The following is a 16,809-nucleotide window of genomic DNA, read 5'->3' as shown; positions in this document are numbered from 1 at the left end:
GCGATCGAAGGCGCCGGCCTTCTCCCTATATGACGGATCGATGACGCCGCAACGCGGTCCACCAGTTCGCGCAGGGCGGACCTCTCGGGTGCATTGGATGAAACCAGACCGCTGGGCTACCGTGTTGATCCTGAGCCCACGCATGAGCGCGGCGAACCAGTATGACCTCCGCTCCGACGGCTGCCCCATGGAACGAGCCGATGCGCGCGCTTGAGCCGCGGCTGTTTCCGTACATCTGGCGCTATTCGAAGGCAGACCAGTTCCGGATCTGCGCCGTCGTCCTGGCCTCTCTGCCGTTTTACTTCGCCTCGCTCGACCTGCCCAAGCGCATCGTCAACGACGCAATTACCGGCAAGGCCTTCTCCCACGGCGAGGCGACCGCTTCGTTCCTAGACATCACCCTGTCATGGCCTCAGCTGCTCGGTGGCGGGACGACGCGGCTGTTCGAGGGGTTCCAGGTCGACCGGTTCGAGCTGCTGCTCGGCCTTTCCACCCTGTTCCTCGGCCTCGTGCTGATCAACGGGGCCTTCAAGTTCTGGATCAACCTGCAGAAGGGCATCTTGGGCGAGCGGATGCTGCGGCGCCTGCGCTTCCAGCTGTTCTGCCTGATGCTCCGCTTCTCGCCGGAGACGCAGCGGGAGGTGAAATCCTCCGAGACCGCGACGATCATCCGCGACGAGGTCGAGCCGATCGGCTCCTTCATCGGCGATGCGATCGTGGTTCCGGTGTTCCTTGGCACGCAGGCCGCAACCGCGCTCGCCTTCATCCTGATGCAGAACCTGTGGCTCGGCCTCGCAGCCGGCGGCATGGTCGCGGTGCAGATGACCGTGATCCCGCGGCTGCGACGGGAGATCATCCGTCTGAGCCGTCGCCGTCAGATCGCCTCGCGCGCCCTCGCGGGCCGCGTCGCCGAGGTGCTCGACGGGCTGCCGGCGGTGCTGATCAACGATACCGGCCGCTGGGAACGGGCGGAGATCGGCGGGCGGCTCTACAGCCTCTACGACCTGCGCCTGCGGATCTACCGGCGGAAGTTCGCGGTCAAATACCTCAACAACCTGCTGGCTCAGGTGACGCCGTTCCTGTTCTACGCGATCGGCGGCGTCTTCGCCCTGAAAGGCGAGCTCGATATCGGCCAGCTCGTGGCCGTGCTCGCCGCCTATCGCGACCTGCCCCCGCCCCTCAAGGAGCTGATCGACTGGGATCAGCAGCGCCTCGACGTCGAGGTGAAGTACGAGACCGTGGCGGCGCATTTCGGACCACAGCGTCTGCAGCCGGCCGAGCCGGAACTCGGTGAGACGCCGCCGCCGCTCGGTGGCCCGCTCCGAGTGGAGGGCCTCACATTGCGCGATCCGCAGGGCGGTGGCCCAATCGAGGTCGGCGACGCCGAGGTGCCATTGCCGACGCGGCTCGCCCTCATCCCGCCCGGCCCGGCAGCCCAGGAATTCGCCCGCGTCCTCGCTGGCCTGCAGACGGCGCCGGGCGGCACGATTCGGATCGGCAAGCACGACCTGTCGACCCTGCCGCGGCCGGCCCACGCCTATCGAATCGCCTTCGCGGGCGTGGAGCCGGTCCTGTTCCCGGGAACCTTGCGCGACAACGTGCTCTACGGCCTGCGCATCCGGCCGCTGCGGACCGGTAGCCTCGATCTCAGCAAGATGCGGATCAACGAGGCGGTGAAGACCGGCAATCCCTGCGACAGCATCAACGACCCGTGGATCGACTATCGGCACCTCGGGATCTGCGACGTCGGAGAACTCGACCCCCACCTCCTCGATCTGCTGGGCCGGCTCGATCTCGGCGACGACCTGTATCGCTTCGGCCTCGGCGCCCTCAGCTCGGTCACCCACGAGACGCCGGTGGGCCAGCGCATGATCGCGGCCCGGGAGCACCTGCGCACGCATTTCGTCGACAAGGGTCTCGCCGACCTCGTGATCCCCTTCGCCCGCGGTCGCTACAACGATCAGGCGACCGTCGGCGAGAACCTGCTGTTCGGGGTCCCGCGCGACCCGACGCTGTTGGACCCGCAGCGCCTCGCCGCTGCCCCGCTGTTCCGCGAGGCGCTGGAGGAGGCGCACCTCCTCGACGACCTCGACCGCATGGGTGTGGCCATCGCCACCAGCCTCAAGGACATCTTCGCCGACGTGCCGCCCGGCCATCCGCTGTTCCGGCGCTTCTCGCTGATCACGCCGGATGCCCTGCCGGATTATCTGCGCCGGCTCGCACGCCTGCCCGAGGATGGGCGCCTCAGCGAGGCCGACAGCGTGGCGTTCCTCGCCCTCACCCTGGCCTATGTCGAGCCGCGGATGCGCTTCGGCCTGCTCGACGAGGCGCTGAGCCAGCGGATCGTCGGCGCGCGGACCATCGTCCAGCGCCACATGCACGGCGACCACGGCTGCGACGTCGAATCCTACGATCCCAACCGGATCAACCCGCGCAGCACCGTGCTCGATAACCTGCTGTTCGGCCGCATCGACACGGCGCGGATGCACGGCGAGGCGATCATTCAGCGGGAGGCGCGGGCAGTGTTCCGGGAGTTCGACCTGGAGCGCCCGATCCAGCTGCGCGGTCTGGATAAGGAGGTCGGCAATCGCGGACAGCTCCTGACCGAGCGCGTGCGGGTGCGGATCGGCCTCGCCCGGGCCATCCTGCGCCGGCCGGAGGTCCTGGTGGTCGACCGGGTTGACGAGTTCTTGGAGCATGGCATCGACACGCTGCTGGATGTCGCGGAGGCCACCCTGCCCCAGGCGAGCTTGGTGGCCAGCCTGTCGGCAGAAGCGGATGCCGCCCGGTTCCCCGCGCGGCTGCCGCTGCGCAAGCCGGAGGAACGCCTGAAGGCCGCCGAATGATCGCGGCGTGATCCGAGCACGGGCTTGCGGTTTACAGCCTAGCCCGTCTCCGGCACAGGATGGCGCCCATGCCCGTTCTTCTGGACGCGACCGTGACACAGGCCGGCACCACCCCGAGCCTCGCCGGATTGCCGCGCGTGGTGCCTCCGCACCGCACGCCGCCGGAGCGGGAATTGCCGATCTGGGACTATCTGCGCTCGATCCGCGACAACAGCCTCCGGGGTTTCCCCCGGCGCGCCTTCGAGGAACCGGTGACCCGCCGGGGCCTGCTCGGCCGATCGAGCTTCATCCTGAACGAACCGGAGGCGATCCGCCGGGTCCTCGTCGAGAATCAGGCGAATTACGCGCGCACCACCGGGACGATCCGGATCCTGCGTCCGATCCTCGGCGACGGCCTCCTGATCAGCGAGGGCTCGGCCTGGCGCCACCAGCGCCGGACGCTGGCCCCGGCCTTCACGCCGCGGGCGATCGACGGCCTCGTGCCGCACATCGCGACCGCCATCACGGAGGGGCTGGATCACATCGCCGCGGAGGCAAAAGCGGGCCCGGTCGACCTGTTCACCGCGTACTACCGACTCGCCCTGGAAGTGGCCGGGCGCGCCATGTTCTCGGTCGGCATGGACGAGCACGGGCCGGAGTTGCGCCGGCTCATCGCCGCGTACGGCGAGCGGATGGGCCGGCCGCACCTGCTCGACATCGTGACGCCGCCGGGCTGGCCGGTGCCGCTCGACTGGGCGCGGGGGCGCTTCCGCCGCCGCTGGATCCCGTTCCTCGACCGGATCATCGCGGCCCGCCAAGCCACCGACCGGAGCCAGGCTGGGTCGGGCGACCTGCTGGACCTGCTCGCGGCGGCGCGCAATCCCGATACGGGCACCCCGTTCTCGCCGGCCGAGCTGCGCGATCAGGTCGCGACCATGATCCTCGCCGGCCACGAGACCACGGCCGGGACGCTGTTCTGGGCCTCTTACCTGCTGGCCCTCGCCCCGGAGGTGCAGGAGCGCGTCGCCGAGGAGGCACGGAGCGCGGACCTCGCCGACCCCACCGGCTGCCAGAGCGACGGGCGCCTCCCCCTCACCCGCGCGGTGATCGACGAGACCCTGCGCCTCTACCCGGCGGCCTTCGTGGTGGTGCGCCGGGCGCTTGGGCCCGACACGGTGGCGGGCCATGCGGTGAAGACAAGCGACATCGTGATGGTGAGCCCGTGGGTGCTCCACCGGCACCGGACGCTCTGGTCGGACCCCGACGCCTTCGATCCCGGTCGGTTCCTGCCGGGGTCGCCCCCGCCGCCGCGCTTCGCCTATCTGCCGTTCGGCGCCGGCCCGCGGGTCTGCATCGGCGCGCAATTCGCGCTGAGCGAGGCGGTGATCGCGCTGGCGCACTTGCTGCGGCGGTTCCGGTTCGTGCTGGACGATGCGGAGCCGATCCTGCCCCAGGCTGTGGTGACCACCCAGCCGGAGCGGGCGGCCCGATTCCGGCTGATCCCGCGGGATCCGTTCGGCTCCTGAGGTTCGTTGCGGATTTGGTCTTCGAGTTTGTTCGACCGCGTAACCCGATCTCTCCGAAAAGAGGAACGCCTCCGTTTCTCTCCCTCCCCCCTCTGCGGGGGAGGGTGGCCCCCAGAGGGGGTCGGGAGAGGGGAGCGACAGTGCAGAACGGAGTACCGGCCTTCATGCCGGTCACGCCCCTTCCTGAAGCCGGGTCTCCTCTCCCGGCCCCTGCTCACGCAGGCGCCACCCTCCCCCGCAGAGGGGGGAGGGAGAATGCGCGTGCGCCCAGGATAGCGTCGACCGGATACAGCCTCGCGAACACGACGAAACCGCACCCGGCGGACCGGGCGCGGCTTCTGGATTGCATGCCGGCGGGAGCGACTCCGCTGAGGCTCAAGCGGCTTTCTTGGAAGAACCGAGCCGCCCGCCCTTGTTGGCGGCGACCTCGGCAAGCTTGGCCGCGAGCTTCGCGTCGAGCTTGCCGGCGACACCGAGCGGAAGCTCGATGTCGAGACCGAGGGTCGAGACGCCCTCGCCGCGCTCCAGGGTGACCTTCACCTTGTCGGCTTCCACCGACACGTGGTTGGCGATCACCGCCAGGATCTCGTCCCGGAGCTGCATCACGAGATCCGGACGCCCGGACTCGGCCCGCTCGTGGGCGAGGATCAGTTGCAGGCGGTCGCGCGCGACCGAGCCGGAGTTGCGCTTCTGGAAGAGGCCCAGGATGCTCATGCCGCCCTCCGCATGAACAGCTTGTCGAGGAACGACTTGCGCTCGACCGGCAGGCTCATCGGAACCTCCTCGCCCTTCAGCCGGCGCGCCGCGTCGGCATAGGCCCGCGCCGGGGCGCAGAGGGGGTTGTTGAGGGTCACCGGGCAGCCGAGGTTCGAGGCGCGCAGCACCTCCTGGCTCTCCGGGATGATCGCGAGCAGCGGGATCGACAGGATGTCGAGCACGTCTTCGGTCTTGAGCATGTCGCCGCGGTCGGCCCGCAGGGGGTCGTAGCGGGTGAGGATCAGGTGCTTCTCCATCTCCTCGCCCTTCTCCGCCTTGGCGGTCTTGGAATCGAGCAGACCGATGATCCGGTCGGAGTCGCGCACCGAGGAGACCTCGGGGTTGGTCACCACCACCGCCACGTCGGCGTGGTGCATGGCGAGCTGGGCGCCGCGCTCGATGCCTGCGGGCGAGTCGCAGATCACCCAGTCAAACTTCTCGCGCAGCTCTTCCATCACCCGGGCGACGCCGGCGTCGGTGAGCGCATCCTTGTCGCGGGTCTGCGAGGCCGGGAGCAGGTGCAGGGTCTCGACCCGCTTGTCCTTGATCAGCGCCTGCGTCAGCTTGGCGTCGCCGTTGACCACGTTGATGAGGTCGTAGACCACGCGGCGCTCGGCGCCCATGATCAGGTCGAGGTTGCGCAGGCCGACGTCGAAATCGACGACGCACACGCTCTGCCCGCCCTGCGCCAGGGCCGCTCCGAGGGCCGCGGTCGTCGTCGTCTTGCCGACGCCGCCCTTGCCCGATGTGACGACGAGAACCTTTGCCACGCGTCGATCTCCCTAAATCCAGAGCTGAATTAATCTAAGCTTGCCATTCGGATGTTGCCGCCATCGAGCCAGACCTGGGCGGCCTTGCCGCGCAGGGCCGTGCCCATGTCCTCCGCCGTCCGCACGAGGCGGTCGATCCCCAGCAACTCGGGCTCGAATTTGCGGCAGTAGATTCGTGCGCGCGGGTTGCGCGCGGCTCCGGCGATCGCGCGACCGCGCAGGGCGCCGTAGACGTGGATCGAGCCCCCCGCCAGGATCTCGGCCCCCGAGGAGACCGAGCCCATCACGGTCACGTCGCCGGTCGGGTTGATGATGCTCTGACCGGAGCGGACCGAACCCTCGACGGTGATCGAGGTGACCACCTGCGGCTCCGGCTCGGCCGGGACGCTCGGGATCTCGATCTTGTCGGACGGGTGTCCCTTGACGAGGAGCGGCGGCAGGCCCTCGCCGACGAGGTCGGTGCCCTCGATCCCCAGGACCGCGATGCCGCGGGCCTTGAGTTCACGCATGAGCGTCTCGAGGGCGTCCGGCTCGGGCTTGAGCTGGGCGCAGTCCAGGATGACGGCCCGGCCCTTCAGCAGGGCCGGCGAGCGCTTGAGCGCCGCGTCGAGACCCGCGAGCCACTGCGGAAGCGGCGGTTCGGGGGAGAGGGCCAGGGCCTTGAAGGCCCGCCCGCGCAGGCTGAGCGGCCGGGGCGCGGAGGGAGATGCCGCCTGGGCGGTCTCCGGATCGATTGGCTCGGGGTGGGTCTCGCTCATGTCCGCCCGTTAAGAGTCCTTACCGGACCATTGACGGCGGGTATGGTTACCGAAGGGTTAAGTTTCTGATCCGGTCGGCAAATTCTGCCGGGATCCTGGTATCAGTGCGCTGGAAGACGATTGCGGGCGGTCTATCGGTCGGGCACCGGCCACCATCGTGCAATCTCTGGATTGGCGCCGAAGGTATGTTCACCGCGAATGCTGCGAGCCACGCAGGACCGTAAGGTGATGGTGAGGACGCAGCGCCGACGCGCTCCTCCCCCCTTGCGGGGAGGAGTTGGAGGTGGTGCAGGATCGAGCGATCCGGCGCCCTTCTGTACCACCCCCACCCCTGGCCCCTCTCCGCAAGGGGGAGGGAAATGCGCTATCCTTTCACAGCGTCCAGCCGCGGGGACAGACGATTGGATCCGCAAGCCTACATGGCAAAGGGAACCCGCACCTCGGCCGGAAAATCCACGAAGCAGTCGTCACCATAAGCCAGTGAGCTTCACAACAACTGCTGTGCCGGTACGCTCGTCCATTGACGGATTGGTGGGCAAATTCAGGCGCAAGCGCTGCCGATCGCAAACCGCGGATGCCGCGAAGACGACGCATGGCATTCGGGCGCGGGGCGCTCGTTCGCGTCTCCCCAGCGCGACGACCAGTGCTCGACCTCTTCGGCCGTCGCATGAAGGCCGGTCACCTGGGCTTCGTTCCAGGCCTTCAGGGTGTCTTGCCGCAAGATCTCCCGTTTCTCCGCGCGGTCGAGATACTGAGCGATGGCTTTGCGCATGATCCCGTCAGGCGTACGGCGACGGATCTCGGCCAGATGCTCGACCCGCCCCCTGAGCGTGTCGTCGAGCTCGATGGATGTGGACACGGCCATGCTGTGAACTCAGGGGGACGGTTCTGCCGCGCCCACAATAGTGGACCCAGCCCGTTCATCGACACGGCCAACCCCATTGAACGACGCGCCTATCCGGTGCCCCTCAAGACAACGGTCGAGACAACGGTTAGCCCCGCTCGAATAGGTTCAGCTTGATCGCGTCCTCGAGCAGCCGCACCTCCACGGCCTGCCCCCGGAAGGCCGGATCGAGATCGTCGGCGGCGCGGTAGAGGCCGTCGATCGCCACCAGTTCCGGCTCGAACTTGCGGCACCAGATCCGCGCCGTTGGGTTCCCGGCGGCTCCCGCGATCGCCCGGCCGCGCAGCGCGCCATAGACGTGGATCGAGCCCCCCGCGATCACCTCGGCCCCCGAGGCCACGGCGCCGAGCACGGTCACGTCGCCCTCCAGATGCAGCACGGTCTGGCCCGAGCGCACCGGCGTATCGAGGATCAGCGAGCGCGCGGCCTCCTTGGGCTGAGCCTCTGTCGGCGGCGCTTCGCCGGACGCGGACGTGTCGATCTCTCCGGCGGCGCGCCCGCCCGACAGGGCCGGCGGCATCCCGGGCCCCAGCAGCGCCGACGATGCGCCCTCGATCCCCAGGATGGCGATGTGGCGCGCCGCGAGATCGGCCAGCAGCCCGTCGAGATCCTCCCGCGTCAGCCGCAGGCCCCCCAGGTCGAGGATCACCGGACGTCCCGCGAAAAAATTCGGCGCGCGCCGGTTCAGGGCATCGAGGTCGCCGAGCCAGTCGGCCACGGGTGGGATCGGCGCCAGGACGGTCGCCATGAAGGACCGGCCGCGGAAACGGATCGGCGGGCGGACCGGCTCGGATGTCGGCTGGGTCACGGGTATCTTCGATGTCGCTGCAATCGTCGCCTGCATCCATGCTGTGCCGGCGCGCGCTGGGCAATCCCGCAGAGGCCCGTGTGACGCCCTGGCGAGGTCGCCGCTGCGTTTCTGTTGTAGAGAGGTGCCGCAGCCGATCCGGACGAGGCCCTTGAGCAGCATCCCAGTCCAGAAACCCTTCGTCGTCGACGACCTGACCCGGGCGAACCAGCGCCGGGCGGCCGATCCGCGGGCCTCGGCCTGGGTCTCGGCCAATGCCGGCGCCGGCAAGACCAAGGTGCTCACAGACCGCGTGGTGCGCCTGCTGCTCGACGGGTCGCCGCCCGGGCGGATCCTGTGCCTGACCTTCACCAAGGCGGCCGCCGCCAACATGGCGATCCGCGTATTCCGGCTGCTCGGGCGCTGGGTGACCCTCGACGACGCCACCCTTGCGGCGGAACTCGCCGAGCTCACCGGCGAGCGCGCGGATCCCGAGCGTCTGCGCATGGCCCGCCGGCTCTTCGCCCGGGCGGTGGAGACACCGGGCGGCCTCAAGATCGAGACCCTGCACGCCCTGTGCGAGCGGCTGCTGCACATGTTCCCGTTCGAGGCGAACGTGCCGGCCCGCTTCGTGGTGCTGGACGACACCAAGGCCCGGGAGATTTTTGAGATCGAGATGGCCAACGTCTTGGCCGACGCGGTCTCGAACGGCGATACGCCGCTCAGCGCCGCCCTGGCCCGGGTCACCCCTGAGGCGACGGGCGATGCCCTGCGGGCGGCGATACGGTCCGCGCTGCGGGCCAGGGGCTTCATCGGCGACGCGGCCGGCCTGGAGGCCGCGTTCGGGCGCCTGCACGGGGCGCTCGGGCTCGCGGCCGAGGAGACGGCCGAGCGGATCGAGGCAGCGATCCGCGATGGCGGTCCCGGATGCGCGCCGGAGGACAGGGCCGGCTTGGTCGCGGCGCTCCGCACCGGCAAGGCCAACGACGAGAAACTCGCCGACGCTCTGGCGGAGGCGGAGGCGGAGGCCGAACGCGCCCGCTCCGAAGGGTTTCCGGACCGCGCCGAGGCGCTGGCCCTCTACCGGTCGGTCTTCTTCACCCAGAAGGACGAGCCCAAGGCCGACAGCAGCCTCGGCACGAAGGCGGTCCCGGCCGCCGCGAAGGAGGCGCTGATCGCCGAGCGCGACCGGCTGGATCCGCTGTTCGATCGGCTGCGCGCCGCCCGGGCCCATAGCCGCACACAGGCGCTGTTCCAGATCGCCGCGGAGATCCACCGTCGGATCGAGGCCCAGAAGGCCAGGCTCGGCGCCCTCGACTTCGACGACCTGATCCACAAGGCCCTCGACCTGCTCGGGCGGGTCGGCGCTGGCTGGGTCCTGTACAAGCTCGACCGGGGAATCGACCATGTCCTGGTCGACGAGGCGCAGGACACCAACCCGGAGCAATGGGCGATCCTTCGGGCCATCACCCAGGAATTCGCCGCCGGCGAAGGGGCCCGGATCGGGAACCGGACCCGCTTCGCGGTGGGCGATCCCAAGCAGTCGATCTACGGCTTCCAGGGTGCGGAGCCGCGGGAATTCGCGCTGACGCGCGCAGCTTGGATCTCGGAATCGCGCTCGGCCGGCCTGACCTTCGAGGACGTGCCGCTCACCCTGTCGTTTCGCTCGACCAGCCTCGTGCTGCAGGCCGTCGATGCGGTCTTCGCCCTCGATGCCCACAACGAGGGCCTGTCCTTCGAGGACACGGTGCGCCAGACCGTCCATGCCAGCGCGCGGCCCGGCGCCCCCGGCGCCGTGGAGTTGTGGCCGATCGCCGAACCCGAGCCCGCAGCCGAGCCCGATGCCTGGACGGCTCCGGTCGACGCCCCGGAGACCAGCGCCCCGGCGATCGTCACGGCCCGCCGGGTGGCGCAGGCGGTGCGGACCTGGGTTACCCGGGGCGATGCGACCGGCCGCGTGTGGCGCCCCGGCGACGTGCTGATCCTCGTGCGCAAGCGCGGACCGGCCTTCGAGGAGGTGATCCGGGCCCTGAAGGGCCTCGCTGTCCCGGTGGCGGGCCAGGACCGGTTGGAGGTCTCGGCCCATATCGCGGTGGCCGATCTCGTGGCCGCCGGCCGGGCCGGCCTGCTTCCCGCCGACGACCTGACGCTCGCCACCGCGCTCAAGACGCCGCTGGTCGGCTTGACGGACGAGGATCTGGTTCGGATCGCTGCCCGCCGCGACCTGTCGGAGACGCTGGAGGATGCCCTTCACCGCCACGCCGCTGCCGGCGACGCGGCGGCGCTTCATGGGCTCGCCACACTGACAGAGTGGATCGCGCTGGCGAGCCTGCATGGTCCGTTCGGCTTCTATGCGCGACTGCTCGGGCCGCTGGGGGGCCGGGCCAAGCTCGTCGCTCGGCTCGGCGGCGAGGCGGGCGACGCCATCGACGTGTTCCTCGCCGCCGCCGCGCAGGCCGAAACCGGTGAGGATGCGCCCTCGCTCGGCGGCTTCCTGGCCCGCTATGTCGGCGCCGAGGCCGGGCACACGGTCAAGCGCGACCTCGAATCCGGGCGCGACGAGGTGCGCGTCATGACGGTTCACGGGGCCAAGGGCCTGGAGGCGCCGGTCGTGGTCCTTCTCGACGGCTGCGAGCCCCTGGGCCGGAACGACCCGCCGCTGTTGCCCCTGCCGGCGACCGGACCCGCACTGCCGCCGGTCTGGTCGGGCGGCCGGACCCAGGATTGCGCCGCCACCGAGGCCGCCCGCGCCGCCCTGCTCGCCCGGGCGCGGCAGGAGCACAACCGCCTGCTCTACGTCGCCATGACCCGGGCAGCCGACCGGCTCATCGTGGCGCCATTCCGTGGCCACGAGCGCGAGACCGAGGCCGCGTGGTGCCGCATGGTCCAGGCCGGCCTTGAGACGACGCTGGGTGCAGGCCAGACCGTCGAACTCGCCTACGGCCCAGCCACCGTGTGGCAGGAGGGGGCCGAGGCGCCCCGCGAGCGCGAAAAGCTGCCCCCGGCCGCGGTGCCCGTACCGGAGCCCGGCTGGCTGCGCAGCCCCGTTCCACCGGAGCCGGAGGCCCCGGCGCTCAACCCGTCCGCGGCGCTTGCCGCGGCGGACGGAACCCGGGTGCCGCCGCCACGCCTCGCCGATGCCCAGGCACGGCGCCGCGGCATCCTGATCCACGCCCTGCTGCAGCACCTGCCCCGCGTCGAGCACCAGCGGCGTGAGGCGGCCGGCCTCGCCTTCGTCCGGTCCCGGGCACCCGGCCTGCCCCGGCCCGCCCACGTCGCGATCGTGCGCTCGGTCCTGCGGATCATCGACGATCCCAACCTAGCGCCCCTGTTCGCCCCGGACGCCCGCGCGGAGGTGAGCCTGTCGGGGCGGGTACGCACGGCTGCCGGCGAGCGCGTGGTGCAGGGGCGTGTAGATCGTCTGAGCGTCACCACCGATACGGTTCGGATTGCCGACTTCAAGACCGGGCGGCCTCCGGATCCGGATACCCCACTTCCGCCCGCCGAGGCAGGACAGATCGCCCTCTATGCCCGGCTGCTCGGCCAGATCTATCCCGGCCGCACGATCCGCCCGATGCTGGTCTGGACATCGGGGCCGGTGATCCGCGCACTCGATGCGGCCGACATCGCGGCAGCCCTGGAGCGGGCCGGGATCGCGGCTTGAGCCGCGTCTCCGATCCCGCCAGGCTTATCTGGGCCCGATCTCCGGCCAATGAACCGCGCGTCATGGCGAAGGCGCTTATGCGAAAGCGCACATCTGAGAGGCATGTCCCCATATCGGATCATACCGGCGCGTCCGCTCTTCTTGACCACGCCCCGACCCGTCGCCAATTCTGAGCGAACCGCGCGGGCCCCTGCCCGTCCGACACCGCCCCTCTGGCGGCGACTTCCGAAGGGTGACGTTATGGCGACCATGAAGGTGACCGACGCGAGCTTCGAGCAGGACGTTCTTCAGTCCGCCGAGCCCGTCGTGGTGGATTTCTGGGCAGAGTGGTGCGGCCCCTGCCGCCAGATCGGCCCGGCCCTCGAGGAGATCGCCACCGATCTGCAGGGCAAGGTGAAGATCGCTAAGGTCAACGTCGACGAGAACCCGCAGATCGCCGCCCAGTACGGCATCCGCTCGATCCCGACGCTGCTGCTGTTCAAGAACGGCGAGCGCGTGGACCAGAAGGTCGGCGCCGCCCCGAAGGGCGACCTGTCGCGCTGGATCGGCGCCCAGACCGCCTGACCCCAGAGCTCTGATCACTTATGGAGAGCCCGGCCATGCGGCCGGGCTTTCTCCGTTTCATGGCTGATTTATTTTCTCTGATCCGGCGTCGAAGCCCGAGCCCGATCGTCCAGTCGCAGGAGGAGCCGTTCGGGCCGGCGCCGATGACAGTGAAGGCGTTCGCATCCCGGTTGGGGCCGGCGACAGCATCGACCGACAGGAACACGCCATTGACGGCGGCGTCAGACCGGCGGGGTGTCGTTGGCGGCAAGGACTAACCCGGCCAGGTAGAGCGAGCCGCAGATCAGGATGCGCGGTGGCCGCTCGAAGGCGATGTCCTTGACCATCGCCAGGGCCGCTTCGATGCTCGGGGCCGCATAGGTCGAGAGGCCGACGCCCTCGCCGATCCGGGCGACTTCTTCGGCCGGACGCGCCGCCAGCGTGCCGCTGATCGGCACCGCCACGAGGGCGCGCGCCAGTCCGACGAAGTTGCGCAGGAAACCGTCCGCGTCCTTGGTGCCGAGGAGCCCGACGATCAGCACCAGGGGGACATCGCTCTTCTCGCCGAGATCCGCCATGGCGGCGGCGAGGATCCGGCCTCCGTCGATGTTGTGGCCGCCATCGAGCCACAGCTCGGTGCCGGGATCGAGCTGTGCGGCCAGCCGCCCGCGCCCCAGGCGCTGCAGCCGGCCCGGCCAGTCGACTTCGGTGAGGCCCTTCTCCAGGGCCGTGTTGCCGATGTCGCCGAAGCCCGCCGCCCGCAGGGCCGTGATCGCCGTGCCGGCATTGACCAGTTGGTGGCGCCCGGCGAGGCGGGGGCGCGGCAGGTCGAACAGGTCGGTCTCGTCCTGGTAGACGAGCCGGCCGCGCTCCTCGTGGACCGAGAAATCCTGGTTTCCGACGAAGATGGGCCCGGCCCCGATCTCCTCGGCGCGCCGGCACAGCACGGCGTCGGCCTCGGCGTAGTCCTGGGCGGCGATCACCGCCGGACAGCCGCGCTTGAAGATCCCGGCCTTCTCGGTCGCCACCGATTCCACCGTGTCGCCGAGATACTCCGCATGGTCCCGGCCGATCGGCGTGACCACCGCGCAGGCGGGCTGCGCGATCACGTTGGTTGCGTCGAGCCGGCCGCCGAGCCCCACCTCCAGCAGCAGGACATCGGCCGGGCTCTCCGAGAACAGCACCAGGGCCGCCGCCGTGGTGATCTCGAACATGGTGATCGGCGCGCCGGCGTTGGCGGTCTCGCAGCGCGCGAACGCGTCAGCCAGCCGATCCTCGTCCACGAAATGTCCACCCCCGATCCCGCCGATCCGGATCCGCTCGTGGAAGCGCACGAGATGGGGCGAGGTGTAGACATGCGCGGCGAGCCCCCCGGCTTCGAGGATCGCGCGCATGAACGCGATGGTCGAGCCCTTGCCGTTGGTGCCGGCGACGTGGATCACCGGCGGCAGGCGCCGCTCCGGATGGTTGAGCTGGGCGAGCAGCCGCTCGATCCGGCCGAGCGACAGATCGATGGTGCGGGGATGAAGCGCGAGGAAACGCGCCATCAGGGCATCGGATGAGGCCATCGCGCGGGCTTTACGCCGCCTCGTCGGCCGTGACCGGGGTCGCCGGCGCGGCGACGTTGGTCAGGAGGCCGCAGAGGCGGGCGATGGTCTCCTTGAGCTGGTGGCGGTGGACGACCTGATCGACCATGCCGTGCTCACGCAGGTATTCCGCCCGCTGGAATCCGTCCGGCAGCTTCTCGCGGATGGTCTGCTCGATCACGCGCGGACCGGCGAAGCAGATCAGCGCCCCCGGTTCGGCGAGGTGCACGTCGCCCAGCATGGCGTAAGAAGCGGTGACGCCGCCGGTGGTCGGGTTGGTCAGCACCACGATGTAGGGGAGGCGCGCCGCATTGAGCCGGCGCACCGACACGGTCGTGCGCGGCATCTGCATCAGCGACAGGATGCCCTCCTGCATCCGCGCCCCGCCCGAGGCCGCGAACAGCACGTAGGGCGTGCGCTTTTCCAGCGCCGTCTCGGCACCGCGCACGAAGGCCTCGCCCGCTGCCATGCCGAGGGAGCCGGCCATGAAGCCGAATTCCTGCGCGGCCAGCACCATCGGCAGGCCGCCGACCCGGCCGAAGCCGATCTTGAACGCGTCCTGCAGACCGGTCTTGGCGCGGGCCTCCTTGAGCCGGTCGACGTAGCGCTTCTCGTCGCGGAACTTGAGCGGATCGGTCGGCGCCTCGGGCAGCGCCACGTCGATCCACGTGCCCTCGTCGAACATCATCTTGAGGCGCGCCTGGGCGCTCATCTTGAGATGATGCTCCGAGCCGGGGATCACCCAGTTGTTGGCCTCCACCTCCTTGTGGAACACCATCTGGCCCGTATCCGGGCATTTGACCCAGAGGTTCTCGGGCGTTTCGCGCTTGAACAGGGTCTTGATCCGGGGGCGCACCACCTCCGAGATCCAGTTCATCGGTTCGACCATCGCCTCGCGTCCGTCCGCTTCGAGCCCGCGACAATATCAGGTGGCGGGCGCTTCACCGCCAGGGTCGGCATGGATGGCGGCTCAGGCCGCCCGCTCCACCGAAGCGGCGCGCACGCCCTCGGCCAGTTCGCGCACCAGCCCCGCCACTGCCGGGACACTGCCCGCCTGCGGACGGCCCTCGGCGTCGAGCGAGCGCACCAGCGCGTCCACCAGGGCCGAACCGACCACGACACCGTCCGCACCCTTCGCGATCGCCGTCGCATGCGCGCCGGTCTTCACACCGAAGCCGACCACGACCGGCAAGTCGGTGTGGCGGCGGATGCGGCCCACCGCCTCCGAGACCTTGCCGAAATCCGGCGTGGCGGTGCCGGTGATGCCGGTGATCGACACGTAATAGACGAAGCCCGCCGTATTCGCGAGCACCGCCGGCAAGCGCCGCTCGTCGGTGGTCGGCGTCGCGAGCCGGATGAAGGCCAGCCCTTTGGCGAGGGCCGGCAGGCACAGCTCGGAATCTTCCTCCGGCGGCAGATCGACCACGATCAGCCCGTCGATCCCGGCCGCCACCGCGTCCTCCAGGAACCGGTCGACGCCGTAGGTGTGGATCGGGTTGTAGTAGCCCATCAGCACGATCGGCGTGGCGTCGTTCTCCGCCCGGAAGCGGCGCACGAGGTCCAGCGTGCCGGCGACGGTCTGCCCGGCCTTGAGCGCCCGCAGGCCGGCCGCCTGGATGGCCGGGCCGTCCGCCATCGGGTCGGTGAAGGGCAGGCCGAATTCCAGAATGTCGGATCCGGCGCCCGGCAGGGCCTTCAGGACCTCCAGGGAGGTCTCGGGATCGGGGTCGCCCGCCATCACGTAGGTGACGAGGACGGCCCGGTTCTCCGCGCGGGCGCGGGCGAAGGTGGCGTCGATGCGGCTCGGCATGGGTCGGCAGGGTTCGCGGTTGCGGGCATTCGGAGCCCGGGGTTGCACCCGCGCTACACCAAAGCCGGCGGCCCGTGAAGCGGGCGGCGCTCGGCTCCCCTGCGCACACCCGGGTTGCTGCCGTGGCGGCCCGCCGCTAGCGCTCCGCCATGACGATCACGCTCCCGACGCGCCGTTTGGCCGCGCTGCTGTTCGACATGGACGGCACGCTCATCAGCTCGATCGCCTCGGCGGAGCGGACGTGGTCGCGCTGGGCCGTGGCGCACGGGCTCGACGTGGCCACGTTCCTGCCGACGATCCACGGCGTACGTTCTGTGGAGACGATCCGCCGCCTCAACCTGCCAGGGGTCGACCCCGAGGCGGAGGCCGCAGCGATCACGCGGGCCGAGATGGAGGATGTCGGCGACGTCATCGAGATCCCGGGGGCGCGGGCCTTCCTGGCGACGCTGCCGCCGGATCGCTGGGCGATCGTGACCTCGGCCCCCCGAGCCCTGGCCCAGCGCCGACTCGAAGCGGCCGACATGCCCACCCCCACCCTGATGATCGCCGCCGAGGATGTCGCGCAGGGTAAGCCCGCACCGGACTGCTTCCTGCTGGCCGCGCGCCGACTCGGGATCGCCGCGGCGGAGTGCTGCGTGTTCGAGGATGCGCCGGCCGGGATCCGCGCCGCCGAGGCCGCGGGCGCGTCCGTAATCGTGGTGACGGCGACCCATCGCGAACCGGCGCCGGCCGGGCATCCGGCGATCCCCGATTACCGCCGGCTCCGCGCGGTGGCAGGCCCGGACGGTATTCGCCTCTCCACGGACCGTTGAGGCAATCACGGCCGAGCCGTTGACTTTCGTCGCCGGCCACGCCGCCCTATTCAGCGTGGGAACGCCGG

13 protein-coding genes are annotated in these 16,809 nt (G+C 70.2%); 5 read left to right on the top strand and 8 right to left on the bottom strand.

Translation table 11 applies throughout. The annotated features are described in order from the left end of the window. Positions 1–200 precede the first annotated feature (200 nt). Complete coding sequence (locus MKK63_RS20170; protein WP_244004929.1) at positions 201–2,846, top strand: ABC transporter ATP-binding protein; 2,646 nt, start codon at positions 201–203, stop codon at positions 2,844–2,846. Positions 2,847–2,914: 68 nt separating this feature from the next. After that, positions 2,915–4,351 carry a cytochrome P450 gene (locus MKK63_RS20165; protein ID WP_244004927.1) on the top strand — a complete coding sequence of 479 codons (1,437 nt, stop codon included), beginning with the start codon at positions 2,915–2,917 and terminating at the stop codon, positions 4,349–4,351. A 375-nt stretch (positions 4,352–4,726) separates the two neighbouring features. On the opposite strand, the gene minE is transcribed toward MKK63_RS20165, so the two are convergent. The 5 genes from minE to minC (MKK63_RS20140) form a co-directional block, all read right to left on the bottom strand. Then, positions 4,727–5,065, bottom strand: coding sequence for a cell division topological specificity factor MinE (gene minE / locus MKK63_RS20160; RefSeq protein WP_243925022.1), 339 nt, complete (start codon positions 5,063–5,065; stop codon positions 4,727–4,729). Then, positions 5,062–5,877 (bottom strand): septum site-determining protein MinD, encoded by an 816-nt coding sequence (minD, locus tag MKK63_RS20155; protein ID WP_244004925.1) that lies wholly within the window; start codon positions 5,875–5,877, stop codon positions 5,062–5,064. The genes minE and minD overlap by 4 nt, the downstream gene beginning before the upstream one ends. Before the next feature lie 29 nt (positions 5,878–5,906). Beyond that, on the bottom strand, positions 5,907–6,635 hold the full coding sequence (gene minC, locus MKK63_RS20150) for a septum site-determining protein MinC (protein ID WP_244004923.1): 729 nt from the start codon (positions 6,633–6,635) through the stop codon (positions 5,907–5,909). Positions 6,636–7,176: 541 nt separating this feature from the next. After that, complete coding sequence (locus tag MKK63_RS20145) at positions 7,177–7,500, bottom strand: CopG family ribbon-helix-helix protein (protein WP_244004921.1); 324 nt, start codon at positions 7,498–7,500, stop codon at positions 7,177–7,179. A gap of 127 nt (positions 7,501–7,627) precedes the next feature. Further along, complete coding sequence (minC, locus tag MKK63_RS20140; protein ID WP_244005092.1) at positions 7,628–8,287, bottom strand: septum site-determining protein MinC; 660 nt, start codon at positions 8,285–8,287, stop codon at positions 7,628–7,630. A 211-nt stretch (positions 8,288–8,498) separates the two neighbouring features. On the opposite strand from minC (MKK63_RS20140), the gene addA reads away from it, so the two are divergent. Both addA and trxA read left to right on the top strand, forming a co-directional pair. Next, positions 8,499–11,990, top strand: a complete 3,492-nt coding sequence (gene addA, locus MKK63_RS20135; RefSeq protein ID WP_244004919.1) for a double-strand break repair helicase AddA — start codon at positions 8,499–8,501, stop codon at positions 11,988–11,990. Between the two features lie 240 nt (positions 11,991–12,230). After that, a complete protein-coding gene (gene trxA, locus MKK63_RS20130; RefSeq protein ID WP_243925026.1) occupies positions 12,231–12,554 on the top strand; it encodes a thioredoxin in 324 nt (107 codons plus the stop codon). 221 nt (positions 12,555–12,775) lie between these two features. Here the strand turns inward: trxA and MKK63_RS20125 are convergent, their stop codons facing one another. From MKK63_RS20125 to trpA, 3 genes are all read right to left on the bottom strand, one after another. Next, positions 12,776–14,101: a bifunctional folylpolyglutamate synthase/dihydrofolate synthase gene (locus MKK63_RS20125; protein WP_244004917.1), complete on the bottom strand. Its 1,326-nt coding sequence runs from the start codon at positions 14,099–14,101 to the stop codon at positions 12,776–12,778. A 10-nt stretch (positions 14,102–14,111) separates the two neighbouring features. Next, the gene (gene accD, locus MKK63_RS20120; protein WP_244004915.1) at positions 14,112–15,008 is read right to left on the bottom strand and encodes an acetyl-CoA carboxylase, carboxyltransferase subunit beta; all 897 of its coding nucleotides are present in this window, start codon (positions 15,006–15,008) and stop codon (positions 14,112–14,114) included. Between the two features lie 81 nt (positions 15,009–15,089). Then, positions 15,090–15,929 carry a tryptophan synthase subunit alpha gene (gene trpA, locus MKK63_RS20115; protein WP_244004913.1) on the bottom strand — a complete coding sequence of 280 codons (840 nt, stop codon included), beginning with the start codon at positions 15,927–15,929 and terminating at the stop codon, positions 15,090–15,092. Positions 15,930–16,078: 149 nt separating this feature from the next. On the opposite strand from trpA, the gene MKK63_RS20110 reads away from it, so the two are divergent. After that, positions 16,079–16,741, top strand: coding sequence for an HAD family hydrolase (locus MKK63_RS20110; protein ID WP_244004911.1), 663 nt, complete (start codon positions 16,079–16,081; stop codon positions 16,739–16,741). The last annotated feature ends 68 nt before the right edge of the window (positions 16,742–16,809 follow it).

It is taken from the genome of Methylobacterium sp. J-088 (assembly GCF_022829295.1).
Classification (GTDB): Bacteria; Pseudomonadota; Alphaproteobacteria; order Rhizobiales; family Beijerinckiaceae; genus Methylobacterium.
Note: the sequence above shows the minus strand (reverse complement) of the source record. Positions and strands in the feature narration are given on the sequence as shown.

Bases quoted from the DNA above. Each gene is read 5' to 3' on its own strand.
- MKK63_RS20170 (WP_244004929.1), top strand. From the start codon at position 201: ATGCGCGCGCTTGAGCCGCGGCTGTTTCCGTACATCTGGCGCTATTCG.
- MKK63_RS20165 (WP_244004927.1), top strand. From the start codon at position 2,915: ATGCCCGTTCTTCTGGACGCGACCGTGACACAGGCCGGCACCACCCCG.
- minE (WP_243925022.1), bottom strand. From the start codon at position 5,065: ATGAGCATCCTGGGCCTCTTCCAGAAGCGCAACTCCGGCTCGGTCGCG.
- minC (WP_244004923.1), bottom strand. From the start codon at position 6,635: ATGAGCGAGACCCACCCCGAGCCAATCGATCCGGAGACCGCCCAGGCG.
- MKK63_RS20145 (WP_244004921.1), bottom strand. From the start codon at position 7,500: ATGGCCGTGTCCACATCCATCGAGCTCGACGACACGCTCAGGGGGCGG.
- minC (WP_244005092.1), bottom strand. From the start codon at position 8,287: ATGGCGACCGTCCTGGCGCCGATCCCACCCGTGGCCGACTGGCTCGGC.
- trxA (WP_243925026.1), top strand. From the start codon at position 12,231: ATGGCGACCATGAAGGTGACCGACGCGAGCTTCGAGCAGGACGTTCTT.
- MKK63_RS20125 (WP_244004917.1), bottom strand. From the start codon at position 14,101: ATGGCCTCATCCGATGCCCTGATGGCGCGTTTCCTCGCGCTTCATCCC.
- accD (WP_244004915.1), bottom strand. From the start codon at position 15,008: ATGGTCGAACCGATGAACTGGATCTCGGAGGTGGTGCGCCCCCGGATC.
- trpA (WP_244004913.1), bottom strand. From the start codon at position 15,929: ATGCCGAGCCGCATCGACGCCACCTTCGCCCGCGCCCGCGCGGAGAAC.
- MKK63_RS20110 (WP_244004911.1), top strand. From the start codon at position 16,079: ATGACGATCACGCTCCCGACGCGCCGTTTGGCCGCGCTGCTGTTCGAC.